The 13,666-nt window shown below is 45.8% G+C and carries 15 protein-coding genes; 10 read left to right on the top strand and 5 right to left on the bottom strand.

The genetic code is table 11. From position 1 onward, the window contains the following. Positions 1-38 precede the first annotated feature (38 nt). The 4 genes from ACSR9A_RS25325 to gtfA are packed head-to-tail and all read left to right on the top strand — an operon-like array spanning position 39 to position 4,208. On the top strand, positions 39-920 hold the full coding sequence (locus tag ACSR9A_RS25325) for a carbohydrate ABC transporter permease (RefSeq protein WP_473760523.1): 882 nt from the start codon (positions 39-41) through the stop codon (positions 918-920). Then, a complete protein-coding gene (locus tag ACSR9A_RS25320) occupies positions 920-1,744 on the top strand; it encodes a carbohydrate ABC transporter permease (RefSeq protein WP_341278877.1) in 825 nt (274 codons plus the stop codon). The genes ACSR9A_RS25325 and ACSR9A_RS25320 overlap by 1 nt, the downstream gene beginning before the upstream one ends. A gap of 25 nt (positions 1,745-1,769) precedes the next feature. Next, entirely contained in the window at positions 1,770-2,726 is a 957-nt protein-coding gene (locus ACSR9A_RS25315; protein WP_473760520.1) for a carbohydrate kinase family protein, read from the top strand. Between the two features lie 12 nt (positions 2,727-2,738). Beyond that, complete coding sequence (gtfA, locus tag ACSR9A_RS25310; RefSeq protein ID WP_473760517.1) at positions 2,739-4,208, top strand: sucrose phosphorylase; 1,470 nt, start codon at positions 2,739-2,741, stop codon at positions 4,206-4,208. Positions 4,209-4,330: 122 nt separating this feature from the next. On the opposite strand, the gene ACSR9A_RS25305 is transcribed toward gtfA, so the two are convergent. The 3 genes from ACSR9A_RS25305 to ACSR9A_RS25295 are packed head-to-tail and all read right to left on the bottom strand — an operon-like array spanning position 4,331 to position 6,547. After that, entirely contained in the window at positions 4,331-5,053 is a 723-nt protein-coding gene (locus ACSR9A_RS25305) for an amino acid ABC transporter ATP-binding protein (RefSeq protein ID WP_473760515.1), read from the bottom strand. Beyond that, positions 5,050-5,706 carry an amino acid ABC transporter permease gene (locus tag ACSR9A_RS25300; RefSeq protein ID WP_473760513.1) on the bottom strand — a complete coding sequence of 219 codons (657 nt, stop codon included), beginning with the start codon at positions 5,704-5,706 and terminating at the stop codon, positions 5,050-5,052. Before ACSR9A_RS25300 ends, ACSR9A_RS25305 begins: the two co-directional genes overlap by 4 nt. A gap of 40 nt (positions 5,707-5,746) precedes the next feature. Then, positions 5,747-6,547, bottom strand: coding sequence for a transporter substrate-binding domain-containing protein (locus ACSR9A_RS25295; RefSeq protein ID WP_473760510.1), 801 nt, complete (start codon positions 6,545-6,547; stop codon positions 5,747-5,749). A gap of 311 nt (positions 6,548-6,858) precedes the next feature. Between ACSR9A_RS25295 and ACSR9A_RS25290 the strand changes: the two genes are divergently transcribed. Genes ACSR9A_RS25290 through ACSR9A_RS25280 form a run of 3 tightly spaced genes read left to right on the top strand, consistent with a single transcriptional unit; the run spans position 6,859 to position 8,721 of the window. Continuing rightward, entirely contained in the window at positions 6,859-7,245 is a 387-nt protein-coding gene (locus tag ACSR9A_RS25290; protein ID WP_473760508.1) for a GntR family transcriptional regulator, read from the top strand. Beyond that, positions 7,242-8,126, top strand: a complete 885-nt coding sequence (locus ACSR9A_RS25285; protein ID WP_473760505.1) for an ABC transporter ATP-binding protein — start codon at positions 7,242-7,244, stop codon at positions 8,124-8,126. The genes ACSR9A_RS25290 and ACSR9A_RS25285 overlap by 4 nt, the downstream gene beginning before the upstream one ends. Next, on the top strand, positions 8,107-8,721 hold the full coding sequence (locus tag ACSR9A_RS25280) for an ABC-2 transporter permease (RefSeq protein ID WP_473760503.1): 615 nt from the start codon (positions 8,107-8,109) through the stop codon (positions 8,719-8,721). The genes ACSR9A_RS25285 and ACSR9A_RS25280 overlap by 20 nt, the downstream gene beginning before the upstream one ends. A gap of 121 nt (positions 8,722-8,842) precedes the next feature. Here the strand turns inward: ACSR9A_RS25280 and ACSR9A_RS25275 are convergent, their stop codons facing one another. Beyond that, positions 8,843-9,739, bottom strand: a complete 897-nt coding sequence (locus ACSR9A_RS25275) for a response regulator (protein ID WP_473760500.1) — start codon at positions 9,737-9,739, stop codon at positions 8,843-8,845. Then, complete coding sequence (locus ACSR9A_RS25270; RefSeq protein ID WP_473760498.1) at positions 9,729-11,045, bottom strand: sensor histidine kinase; 1,317 nt, start codon at positions 11,043-11,045, stop codon at positions 9,729-9,731. Before ACSR9A_RS25270 ends, ACSR9A_RS25275 begins: the two co-directional genes overlap by 11 nt. Positions 11,046-11,276: 231 nt before the next feature. On the opposite strand from ACSR9A_RS25270, the gene kduI reads away from it, so the two are divergent. From kduI to kduD, 3 genes are read left to right on the top strand one after another with little or no spacing between them, the layout of a single operon-like run. Beyond that, positions 11,277-12,107 carry a 5-dehydro-4-deoxy-D-glucuronate isomerase gene (kduI, locus tag ACSR9A_RS25265; protein ID WP_341278866.1) on the top strand — a complete coding sequence of 277 codons (831 nt, stop codon included), beginning with the start codon at positions 11,277-11,279 and terminating at the stop codon, positions 12,105-12,107. A 1-nt stretch (position 12,108) separates the two neighbouring features. Beyond that, positions 12,109-12,861: a DeoR/GlpR family DNA-binding transcription regulator gene (locus ACSR9A_RS25260; protein WP_473760496.1), complete on the top strand. Its 753-nt coding sequence runs from the start codon at positions 12,109-12,111 to the stop codon at positions 12,859-12,861. A gap of 33 nt (positions 12,862-12,894) precedes the next feature. Beyond that, a complete protein-coding gene (gene kduD, locus ACSR9A_RS25255; protein WP_473760494.1) occupies positions 12,895-13,650 on the top strand; it encodes a 2-dehydro-3-deoxy-D-gluconate 5-dehydrogenase KduD in 756 nt (251 codons plus the stop codon). Positions 13,651-13,666: the final 16 nt, after the last annotated feature.

Here is a 13,666-nt window from a genome sequence, read left to right as displayed (position 1 = left end):
TGAATTTACCAATTAAATGATAAGAGGATGTAATGGCTATGACAAACAAGAAATTTCTTCATAATACAGGCACCTTTTTAATCTTTGGGGGTCCGTCTGTATTTGCCTTTTTTGCTGTTGTTCTGATCCCCTTTCTATTCGGGCTTTATCTCACGTTTACAAACTGGGATGTGCGGAGCGGGGATCATACATTTCTAGGTTTAGCAAATTACGTGGAGGTATTTCAAGATAAGACTTTCCTCACTCAATTATGGTTTACCTTGAAATATGTGCTTTTTACCGTTGTTATCGCCAATGTTGCTGCATTTTTTCTTGCATTTGCTTTAACTAGTGGATTTAAAGGACAGCAATTACTCCGGACAGGTTTTTTTACACCTAATCTTATTGGTGGTCTAGTGCTTGGCTACTTGTGGCAGCTTCTATTTTCTCAGGTTTTACCTTATTTAGGCCAAAAGTACGGCTGGGCTCTATTTGAAACCTCTTGGCTGACCGATACGAACAAAGCATTTTGGGCATTGGTTATCGTTTCGGCATGGCAATTAATCGGATACCTCATGATTATTTATATTTCTGGACTTATGAGTGTCCCGGTTGATGTTTTAGAAGCTGCTGGCATCGACGGAGCAAATGGATTTAATAAAATTCGTAAAATCATTTTGCCGCTTTCTGCGCCGGCGATTGTGATTTGTATTTTCATCTCCATTTCACGTTCTTTTTTGACTTACGATCTTAATTTGGCTTTAACCAAAGGCGGGCCCTTTAATTCAACAGAATTGTCTTCTTATCATGTTGTCCAAAAAGCTTTTCTTTCAAATGAATATGGGGTGGGCCAGTCTGAAGCCGTTGTATTATTCGTCGTTGTGGCTGTTATTGCTTTGACCCAAGCGTACTTTCTGAAGAAATTGGAGGTCGAAGCGTAATGCGGAGTCCTAAACCATTAGCATTTTTAAAAACAATCCTTCTATATCTCGTATTATTGTTGTTTTTATTGCCATTTTTACTGGTGATATTGAATACTTTTAAAACCACTCAACAATTTGTAGAAAATCCATTGTCGTGGCCCAAGCAATTTAATTTCGATAATTACATTAAAGCCATTGATGATATGGACTTTATGACCGGATTTTTAAATTCCAGTATCATTACGATTAGTAGTGTATTTATTATTATTTTCTTTTCGTCCATGACAGGCTATATGTTCGTCCGTTTTAAATGGAAGGCTAATTCTATATTATTCTTTGCCATGCTTGCCTCTATGACACTTCCCTTTCAGGCATTGATGATTCCTCTTGTTTTGATCTATGGGGAGCTTGGTCTTCTGAATTCACAAGGAAGTCTGCTCTTTATGTATTTGGGATTCGGTGTTCCGTTTGCGGTATTTACTTTCCATGGTTTTATGAAAGGCGTGCCGCTTGAGCTTGAGGAGTCAGCTTTCATCGACGGAAGCTCAAGATTAAGAACTTTTTTTCAAATTGTTGTTCCGTTGTTGAAACCGGTAATGGTCACTCTTATTGTTCTAGACACACTTTGGATTTGGAATGACTATTTGTTGCCTAGTTTAATTTTGCAATCGCCATCTATGAGGACATTGCCTCTTTCGAACTATGGATTTTTCTCAACCTATTCCGTCGATTTTTCCCCATTAATGGCAGGGTTAATCATGACGATTATTCCAGTACTGATTCTTTATCTTTTGCTCCAAAAACAAATCATTAGGGGAATTACTGAGGGAGCTCTGAAATAAAGCACAGACAAGAGGAGTAGATGATGTGTTTGGGTTTGAAGATAAAATATCGTTTGGAAATAATGGGAATGATCTATTAACGGTTGGGGAACTTCTTATCGATATGATAGCTGCACAATATGATGAAAATTTTGAAGGCAATACGTTTAATAAGTTTTTCGGTGGGTCGCCTTCGAATATCGCTATGAATGTTAAGAAGCTAGGCATCCATTCTCTTGTGGCCTCTGCTGTAGGGAAAGATGGTTTAGGGTCTTTTTTAATCGAGCAATTGCGAAAGATGGATATTGATACGAGTGGTATCCAGCGAGTCAATGATTCAACCAGTATGGTTGTTTTAACAAAGAGTACATCAACACCTGTCCCTATATTTTATAGAGGGGCTGATTATCATTTGGCCTTTGATACCGTCCTTCATGAATCCTTAATGAATTCAAAAATCGTTCACTTTTCTTGCTGGCCTCTTTCGATGGAGCCTGCGCGTCATACGATCGAAAAAGTTATTGAGATAGCGAGTGAAAATCATATATGGATAGGATTCGATCCTAACTATCATCCCATGATCTGGAAAAGCGGCGAAGATGGCATCGAATATGTGAAGTCCATCATTGGCAAGGTTGATGTTATAAAGCCTTCTGAGGATGATGCAGAAAGATTGTTTGGAAAAGACACCCCTGAAAACCAGCTGAAAAAGTTTCTGGATCTGGGTGCAAAGCTAGTCATCATGACCTTGGGTAAGGATGGTGCAATCGTTTCAAATGGACTGGAGACGCTTAAATACAGCTCCTTGGCGACCGAGGTTGTGGATACGACAGGAGCAGGAGATGCGTTCTGGTCAGGATTTTATACGGCGGCCATTAAAGGATACACCATTAAAGACGCGATAAGCCTAGGCTTTGCAGTCAGCGCTTACCAGTTGAAATATACGGGTGCAGTCGTGGATTTGCCAAAGCTTGAGGTCATAAAAGAAAGATATGGAATATAGGAGGCTCTCAATATGGCCGTGAAAAATCAGGTGCAGCTTATTACTTATCCCGATTCAATGGGAGGAGACTTGAAGGCTCTAAACCATGTCCTTCTTGAGCATTTTTCAGATGTGTTTAAAGGTGGCATTCATATTCTACCGCCTTTCCCATCCTCAGGAGACAGAGGATTCGCTCCATTGACTTATCTGGAAATCGAGCCCAGCTTTGGTACTTGGGAGGATATCAGAGCCATTGGAGATCATTTCGATGTATTGGTTGATTTAATGGTTAACCATATTTCAAGGCAATCGGAGTATTTTCAGGATTTTCTCCAAAAAGGGCGGAAATCCGAATTTGCTGATTTATTTCTAACCTTGGATAAGCTTTGGGAGGCAGGAGAGCCAGTTCAAGAGGATATTGCCAAGATGTTCTTGCGGCGGCCATTACCTTATTCCTCCTATTCCATTGCGGAAACAGGGGAAGAAGAGAAGGTTTGGACGACGTTTGGAAAAACAGATCCATCGGAGCAAATTGATTTAGATATAAACTCTCAGCTGTTCAAACAACTGATTACAGATTTCTTCATGAATTTTAAGCGGCAAAATGTAAAAATAGTCAGACTCGATGCGGTCGGATATGTGATTAAAAAGCTTGGAACGAGCTGTTTCTTCGTTGAGCCGGAAATATACGAATTTCTTGATTGGATGATGGAACTCGCAAATTCGTTAGAAATAGATTTGCTTCCTGAGGTACACGCTCATTATACTACCCAATACAAGCTGGCAGAGCGCGGCTACTGGATCTATGATTTTATACTGCCATATAGAGTGCTAGATGCCTTGATTAATAAATCCAGCCAGGAGCTGTGTCATTATCTTAAAACCCGGCCTGAGAAGCAGTTCACTATGCTCGACTGTCATGATGGAATTCCGGTTAAACCAGATATGGATGACCTCATAGATACGCAAGAGGCAAGGAAGCTAGTGGATGTTTGCTTAGAAAGAGGCTCCAATCTCAGCCTTATTTTATCGGACGAGCACAAGGCTGACGATGGTTTTGATGTTCATCAAATTAGATGCAGTTTTTACTCTGTTTTGAATGGGGACGATGACGCTTATTTAGCAGCCAGAGCTGTGCAATTTTTTGCACCAGGAGTGCCTCAGGTTTACTATGTTGGTTTACTTGCAGGGGAAAATGACCTTGAGGGTGTAAAGAAAAGCGGAGAAGGCCGTGAAATTAACCGCCATAATTTTAGCCTGGAGGAAATTGAGCAGTCGCTTAAAAAAGAAGTCGTGCAGAGACTTTTAAAGCTAATCAGGTTCAGAAATGAGTATGAAGCTTTTAATGGGAAATTTACTGTGTTGGATTCATCTAAGGATGAAGTTCGATTGGCATGGGAAAAAGATAATTGGGCCTGCAGTTTGTTTATAAATCTTCATACAAATCAGTCTGTCATTGAATATTCGGATATCGAGGGTAGGACCGTTCAATATGTTTTATAACAAGATAGCTTTGGCAAGCAGACCTCGGCTAAAATAACTTAAAGAAGCTTTCACTCCACGTGACTATGGGGAGTGAAAGCTTCTTTTTCAATAATCATCGTTATTTGTGAAAATTGCCTTTCTTACAGCACTTTACTCAGAAAAGCTTGCGTACGCTCATGCTGCGGCGCATCAAAAATCGCAGCGGGCGGACCTTGCTCAACAATATAACCGCCATCCATAAAAATAACACGGTCAGCGACTTCGCGGGCGAAGCCCATCTCATGAGTTACGACGACCATCGTAATGCCTTCATGAGCCAAATCCTTCATCACCTGAAGCACCTCGCCGACCATTTCCGGATCGAGTGCAGACGTTGGCTCGTCGAACAGCATGACTCGCGGATTCATCGCCAGCGCGCGAGCGATTGCGACACGCTGCTGCTGTCCGCCGGACAAGCGAGCGGGATATTCATCCTTTTTAGCAGCAAGACCGACTTTATCCAGCAGCGCTAATGCCTGCTTCTCGTTCGTCTCCTTGCTCGCCTTCTTAATATGCTTGGGCGCAAGCATAATGTTCTCCAGCACCGTCAAATGCGGGAACAGATTGAACTGCTGAAACACCATGCCGACATTTTGCCGCAGCTTGTCAATATTCGTCTTAGGAGCCGTGACGGTTACGTCGCCGATTTTCACAACGCCGGACGTCACTTCCTCCAGCAAATTAAGGCAGCGAAGGAAGGTGCTTTTGCCAGAGCCGGAAGGGCCGATAATGCAGACGACTTCCTTTTCGGAAATGGTGGTGGAAATATCGCGCAGCACCTCGTTGTCGCCAAACCTTTTCTTCAAACCCTCTACAATGATCATTTCAGGCTCAGCCTCCTTTCAAGCACACGGGACAGGCGTGAGATACCGTAAATAATGATGAAATACAGGACGCCGACCGTTCCCCAAATTTCGAAAGCGCGGTAGTTGGTGGAAATGATAATTTCACCGCTCTGGGTCAGCTCCCTAATGCCGATAACGGACAACAGCGAAGTATCCTTGATGCTGATCGTACACTGATTGACGAAAGCGGGAATCATGCGGCGGAACGCCTGTGGCAAAATAACGAGGCGCATGGTCTGCACCTGGCTTAAGCCCAGCGAGCGAGCGGCTTCCCGCTGTCCGTTATCAATCGACGAAATGCCGGCGCGGAAAATTTCCGCAATATAGGCGCCAGCATTGGCACTGATCGCAATGATCCCAGCTGTCTCCGCAGGTATGCGGATATCGAGAAAGGCTGGCAGGGCGAAATAGATGAAGAACATTTGAACGAGCAGCGGTGTACCGCGAATAATATCGATATAAAGCGTTGCTATAAACTTTAAAATTTTATTCGATGATGTATTCATCAATCCCGTAAATAATCCGATTACGAATGCAATCAGCAGCGAGATGACAACAATTTTGACCGTTATCCATAACCCTTGCAGCAGCAAGGGCATCGCATCTACAATAACTTGCCACGAGGACATCATGAAATTCACAGCTCCTTCATTTCACAGGATGTCTTCGTCTTTATTTTGCAGACGTTCCTATATATTTGTTAATGATTTCATCGTATTTGCCGCTTTCCTTCAGCTTCTTGATTCCGTCATTGATTTTTTGCAGCAGTTCCTCGTTGTCTTTGCTCACTGCGATGCCGTATTGGTCGCCTGTGAGCCTTTCGCCAACGATTTTCAAGTTTGCGTTTGGATCAACTGCCAGCTTGTAGGAGATGACAGGGAAATCTTCAATGGTAGCATCGGCATTTTTGTTGACTACCTCTTGGAACATAGCTGGGCTGCTGTCAAAATAATTAAGGGTTATGTCGTATTCCTTTGCTAATTCCTCGGCTTTTTTAGAGCCGGCTGTCCCTTTTTTAATCGCAATGACTTTGCCCTTCAAATCCTCTGGCTTCGTAATCGAAGCATTATCCGAATGTACGACCAGCGACAAGCCCGCTTCAAAATACGTATCGGACAGGTTTACAACCTGCTTGCGCTCATCGGTAATGCTGATGCCAGCAATAGCTGCGTCAAGCTGATTAGCTGTAATAGCGGGGATAATGCCCTTGAAGTTCATCGGCTTCAAATCAACCTTAAAGCCTTCGAGCTCACCAATAGCATGGATTAAATCGATGTCGATACCGACATATTTGCCGTCCTGCTCGTATTCAAAGGGTGGAAACGTAGCATCGGTTCCAATGGTGTACGTTACAACTTCATTCGATGATCCCGTGCCATCCGAGGCGGCTGGTGCATTTTCGCTGCTGCTGCCGCATGCGCTAAGGGTAAGAGCAAGCAGGCCGGTAATTAAAAGTGATCCGATATTCTTCATAAATGAAAACCCCATTTCCATTAATGTTAGACTTATTAACCTTCTGCCACCTATTTTAATGATCCGACTATATAAAATAATAAAATCCGACAGAAAATAATGTCGGAGAAAGTTGTAAGCGTTTTATATTTACAATGCTGTCATAAATCCTGTTAGATAAGGTTACGCAACTAAGAGCGGCTATTCATGAAAACAGAAAAAAGGCGCGTACTTCGCTCGAAGCTTAGTATAGCCAAGCGTCATTGACATATACGAAGAATATAATGTATATATACTATATATACATTAAACAGCTAAGCATGGTGATGGGAATGAACATTATTTTATCCAACGCTTCAAATGATCCGATCTATGTACAAATCACCCAGCAAATTCGCAGTCTGATTTTGAACGGCACACTTGGCTCAGGGCAGCCGCTGCCCTCGATTAGGCAGCTTGCCAAGGATTTGCAGATCAGCGTCATTACAACGAAGAGGGCTTATGAGGAACTGGAGAAGGAAGGGCTTATTGACTCGGTCGTTGGCAAAGGCTCGTTCGTAACGGGCATTAATGCCGATTTTGTTAGAGAGCAGCGCATGAAGCGGCTGGAGCAGCAAATGCTCGCGGTCATTAAAGAGGGGAAGGCGCTGCGCCTGAGCCTGAGTGAAATTCAGCAGCACATCCAGCTGCTATATGAGGAAGGAGATTTGGACATATGAGCGACATCATTAAGCTGAACGAAGTATCCAAGCAGTTTAAAATGTTCGGTATTGAACCGCTATCCTGTTCGTTCAAGCAGGGCTACATTACAGGGCTGATTGGCCCGAATGGAGCAGGCAAAACGACATTAATTAAAATGATTATGGGCATTACCCGTCCGGATACGGGGGGAATAGCGATTTTTGGACAGTCCCTAAGCTTACAGGAGGCCGAAATTAAGCAGCGAATCGGCTTTGTATCCGATGAGTGCCATTATTACGAGCATATATCGATCCATTCAATGAAAAATATTATAGCCCCGTTTTATAAAAAATGGGACGATCACGCTTTTTCCCGTTTGCTTGAGCGCTTTGAGCTGTCGCCAAAAATGAAAATACGCAGTCTTTCCAAGGGGATGAAAATGAAGCTGGCACTTGCCTTTGCGCTATCCCATCAGGCGGATATGCTCATAATGGATGAGCCGACAGCGGGGCTAGATCCCGTTTTCCGGCGCGAGCTGCTGGATTTACTGGCAGAAATCATGCTGGATGAGCGGAAATCGATTTTATTTTCGACCCATATTACGACCGATCTGGACCGAATTGCCGATTATATTGCCTTTCTGCACCGCGGCAGGCTGGTCTTTAACGAGTCGAAGGAGCAAATTCAGGAGCGGTATGTGCTAGTGAAAGGGCCGATAAGCTTGCTTGAGGCTCCAAGCGTTAAAGCAGCGTTTATCGGCATTCGGGAATCGCTCGTCGGGTTTGAGGGTCTAACAGATCGAGGGCATGAAATAGCTGCTATGGTGGGTGATGGTGCGCAGCTTAGTCGTCCTACGCTAGAGGATATTATGTATTTTACCGCTAAGGGGGAGAAGGGCTATGCTGCTGCTATTACGTAAGGATTTGTTTATTTTGCGCTATTATTTTTTGTTTGTATTGTTCTACTTGTATTTATTTGGTTTCGTACTAAATAACCACGTTTCCTTCATTTTGGTAGCTGCGCTTTCAGCCATAATGCTCATGACCTTTTCCTCTAGCTTGGATGCTAAAAATAAAAGCATGATCGTCATTGCCAGCCTGCCTGTCAGCAGCAAATCGATCGTTCAGGCGAAATATGCAGCCGTGCTTTTATTTGCAAGCATAGGAATTGTCGCTAGCGTCTCCGGATATGTCATCAATAATGTAATATTTGGAAGAGATACGGTGTATGCTTCTTCTTATATTCCAATCACTTTTTTCCTGATCTCTTTTTATTCTGCCCTTTATTATCCGGTTTATTATGGGTTTGGTTTTAGAATAAGTCGAGTAGTAGGGGTCATTGTACTGGCCATTCCTATGACTTTTCTCTTATCCATGGGGGTTGTGTCCAGCAGTGCTAATACGCTCAGCTTTCCACTGCCGGTAAGTGCAGCCCTTCTAGCGGTAAGCTGCTTGCTGCTTTTCGTTTCCTACCGTCTTTCCCTTTTCTTTCTGGAGAAAAAAGGGGCAGCTTAGCCGCCAGAAGACGGCGACAGCCGTTTACGCTTGAAATATAGGAAAGGATATGATGTTTTGATCCATTCTCTCTATTTCTACGCGAAACGTTAGCTTGCCGCCAGAGGAAAGCGGCAGCCGTTTACGCTTGTTTCATTTTTTCCATCGCTTCCATAAAGAACACTTGAAGAAACTTTTTGATATTGACCTTGCCTTTATCGGGCGTTGCTTCCTCATCCATCATTTTCATCTTAAGCCGAACATCCTTGAAATCAAAATATAGCGGAGCGTAATGCTCGAACTTTGGATTGCTGTAATCCGTCAGCCCAATGGAGGCGATATTGGTTAGCGCCGTCATGACGGCGCGGCGCATCCGCTGCTCAATCGCCTTGCTTTCCTTGTCAATGTCGCTCTGGCTTTGCTTGCTGGTACGAGCAACGGCTTCATACAATCCCTTTAATGGAGGGAAAGCAGCGGGCTGCGGCTGCGTGGCCAAATGCTCGACGGCAGCGATCATATCTCGGCTTCCCGCTTCACTTATAATGCCCATATCCATTAAAATAAGGCGGGCGGCTTCGCGAATGCTGCGCTCCTGCGCGGCTGGCGGGCGCTCTATAATATCGAGCTTGGCGAGCGACTGCTTCATTTCCGTCACATAACGCTCATATTTCCAGCTTTCATTCATCTTATGTAGAACAGCCTGCACTTCAACGCGATTGATAGGCTTATGGATGAAAAATTCAATGCCACTGCGATAGGCTTTTCCAACCATATCCTTGTTATCGATTTGCGAGATCATAATAAACTTGCCGCCGTAGCGGATGGCCCGGAGCTGGTCGATCGTCGTAATGCCGTCCTGATCGGGCATGAGCATGTCGATCAGCACAACATCGGGCTTCAGCTCATCGATCAGCATCACTGCCTCGACTCCTCCTCCAGCTGTACCCAATACTTCGCCCAAACCAGATTGTTCAATTATATTGTGCAGCATACGTCTGCTGACGGCATCATCATCTACGATTACGAAGCTAATGGACATGGAGCGCCTCCTTCAAGTTTGGCGTTGTACCTGGATGGTTTAGCGCAGCAATGGACAGCTCGACGATAAAAGCGGTACCCGGCCCATCATCCAGCTGCTCTGCGCGAATCGAGCCCTCAAATGAAGTAATAATATCGCGCACATGGGATAATCCGATCCCGGTTGCTGCAATTCCCGTTTGATCAAATTTGGTGGTGAAGCCCGGTTCAAACACGAGCGCGAGTTCCTCAGGCGGTATGCCGCTGCCTGAATCGGCAACGATCATAATCAGCTTGTCGCCATGCTGGCTGATTTCAATGTCAATGGAGCCGCTGCTTTCAATCGCTTCAACGGCATTTGCTGCCAAATTGTTCAATATAGAGAGCAGTGCAATATAATGAGGCGTAATCAAATCAAGCGTCACTCGCTGCTGAAAAGCAATCTTTTTCCCCAGCATTTCGCTATATTCCACATTGCCTTTCCTCACATAATGCACGACTTCCACGAGGCTCATCTGGGTAAGCGTCTCATTATCGAACAGCTTAAGCAGCCCGGCGAGAATACGCTGTGTATCTTTTTTAACCTCATGAATTTGCTGGGTGACGACGAGCGCCTGCTTGGCGAGCAGAGGCTGCTCCTGCCGCAGCTTGTCGTACAGCTCGAAGCTGCTGGCCGTAATGCCTTCAATATTATCCATCGATTTCCGCAGGTAGAACGCTTCCCCATACAAGCTGGAACCAACATTCAGCATTTGCTCTATGCGCTTCTCCTGCTCTCCATGAAGCATTTTGAACTGCTGGATGGCAATGCTGTTGTACAGCCCAATGACAAAATAGCTGCGAATAACAGCCGTTATAAGCAGCAGGGCCAGTTCATTAAAGTGATAGGGCGCTGTGCCGAGAAAAAAATTTCGAAACAGAAGCTCCAGTAAATTGGAGGAGAAGTCCACAAGTGTAACGAGTGCGCCCAGCGCCAGCGGCTGAATTTCCTTGGAGCCTCCCAGCAGCTTGCCGAGACACCAGGCGAAGAAGGTATAGTATAGGGCGGCGGGAGCATTATTTTGCAGGCCAGCTAATAGGGAAGTGGAATTCGTGTAGATCAGCCACTCCACCGATTGGAAGATGACAGCGGCAATACCGGCTAGAAACCCCGTTTTGACAAACGAAAGATGGCGAAATTGCAGCAAAAAAAATAAAAAGATGCTGACGCCGAGCCCAATGCGGTAAAAATCCCCGCTAAACGGAGTGATCCTGAATTCGGCCCCGATGGCTGTTGCGAGGGCGATGCCGACCATTTGTATTTTTTCATTGCGAAATAAAGAATACATTTAGCTCGCTCCGCTCCTAAATGGCGATCTTTGATGATATATACCCTAACATAAAAAAAGGCATTTTTGAATAGTGTCGTTGCGGCCCCATCAGTGGTTTTTTGTGAAGAATGCTGTAAGGGGGATTGTTTAAGTTTGAAAAAGTGTGTTATTATTAAAACGAACATTTTCAAACCTATTCAGGTGCGCCTGATCATTTCATTTTATTATCCTTGAGGAGGAACTATTAATATGGAAATTCGCCACACAACTAACCCAACGGATGTAAAGCAATATACGACGGAGCGTCTTCGTCAGGAATTTTTGATCGAAAGCCTGTTTGAGCAGGATCGCCTTACTTCTGTTTACACGCACTATGACCGCATGGTTGTTGGCGGCGCGTTCCCTGTGAACGAGAAGCTGGCGCTGGAAGCGGGAGATACGTTGAAAACCGAATATTTTCTGGAGCGCCGGGAAATTGGCTTCCTGAACATTGGCGGCGATGCTGTTATTACCGTTGATGGCGAGTCGTACGAGCTTAGCCGTCTTGATGTTTTATATGTAGGTAAAGGCAAGCGTGACGTTCAGCTGGCAAGCAAGGACAAAGCAAATCCAGCGAAGCTGTATTTCTGTTCGGCGCTGGCGCATGCGGAATATCCGACTCGCAAAATGACGATGGAAGAAGCGAACCCTACTCACCTTGGTTCCCTAGAAACGTCCAACGAGCGCGTATTGTACAAGTATATCCATGGCGATGGCATTCAAAGCTGTCAATTAATGCTGGGCGTAACGAGCCTCAAAACAGGCAGCGTTTGGAACACAATGCCTTCGCACGTACATGACCGTCGTATGGAAGCTTACCTCTACTTCGATGTGAACCAAGATGCACGCGTATTCCATATGATGGGCGAGCCTTCGGAGACGAGACATCTGGTCGTTTCCAATGAGCAGGCGATTATTTCGCCACCATGGTCAATCCACTCGGGCGTTGGCACGAGCAACTACACGTTCTGCTGGTCGATGGCAGGCGAGAACTACACGTTCACGGATATGGACGCTGTGAAAATGGAAGAGCTTAAGTAACATGCTTGCCGCTGAACGTCATCGACAAATTATTATTCAGCTGGAGGAGAAGGGCAGCGTCAAAGTATCCGAGCTGAGCGAGCGTTTCAAGGTGACGGAAAAGACGGTACGCGAGGATTTGGAGAAGCTGGAGGAGAAGGGGCTGTTGAAGCGCATGCATGGCGGAGCAGTGCTTCCTCCAGATGAGGAGAGCTTGTTCCCCTTGCAATATCCGAACAGCAAGCATCAGCAAGAGAAGGCGGCAATCGCCGAGCAGGCGTTAACCCATATTGCTGAAAATGATATTATTGCGCTGGATGCGGGCAGCACGACGCTTGAAATCGCGCGGCGGCTCAAAAACATGCCGCTGACCGTGCTCACGAATGATCTGCTCATTATTCGCGAGCTGACGGCAAAGGAGCAGATCCGCCTCGTCATTCCCGGCGGCTATCGTTTTCAAAATCTGCTCATTGGCACGGACTGGCAGGAGTGGGTCAAGCGGCTGAATGTTCATAAGCTGTTTTTATCGACGACAGGCATTCACCTGGAGTACGGGCTGACGATTTTCACCGAGGAGCTTGCCAAGCTCAAGCAGGTTTATATGGAATGCTCGCGCGAAATTTATTGCGTAGCCGACCACAGCAAGTTCGACAAGGGCGCGCTACTTACGTTCGCCGCGTTGAAGGATGTCCATACGATTATAACCGATTCGCACATTGATCCGGCTGTCGCTGCCAAATACGAGCAGCAGGGCGTGCGTATTGAAAAATCCTAATTTTTACAGGTAGAAAAGAAGGATGGTGCAGAGATGAGCTTTTTCGATTTGACAGGAAAAACAGCGATTGTGACAGGTGCCGGACGTGGTCTGGGCGCGGCAATTGCTGTAGGCTTGGCGAGAGCGGGAGCAGATATTGCGCTGGTTACGAACAGCACGCCTCCTGCAGATGTAGAGAAGGAAATTCAGGCGCTTGGCCGCAAAACGGTATCGATTCAAGCCGATGTATCTGATCGCAGCCTGCTGCCGGGTATTATCGAACAGACGCTGGCGGGACTTGGCCGCCTCGACATTTTGGTCAACAATGCGGGCATTATCCGCCGTACGCCTGCTGCTGATCACAGCTTTGAAGACTGGCAGGCGGTGCTTGATGTCAATCTGAATTCGGTCTATGTGCTCAGCCAGCTGGCTGGACGCCATATGATTGAGCAGGGCTCAGGCAAAATCATCAACATTGCGTCGATGCTTTCGTTCCAGGGCGGCATCAATGTGCCGGGCTACACCGCGAGCAAGCATGCGGTTGCTGGTCTGACAAAGGCGCTTGGCAACGAATGGGCTTCGAAAAATGTGCAGGTGAACGCGATTGCTCCAGGCTACATGAGCACAGACAACACCGAGGCGCTTCGCGAGGACCCGGTTCGCAGCAAGCAAATTCTCGACCGTATTCCAGCGTCCCGCTGGGGTGAATCCGAAGACATGATGGGGCCGGCGATTTTCCTCGCCTCCGCTGCATCGAACTATATGAATGGCCACGTCCTCTGCGTAGATGGCGGATGGATGAACCGCTAGTCTTTACAAGCTGAAA

It is taken from the genome of Paenibacillus sp. R-74696 (assembly GCF_055814915.1).
The sequence above is the reverse complement of the archived record's forward strand: the minus strand, read 5'-3'. Positions and strand labels throughout refer to the sequence as shown.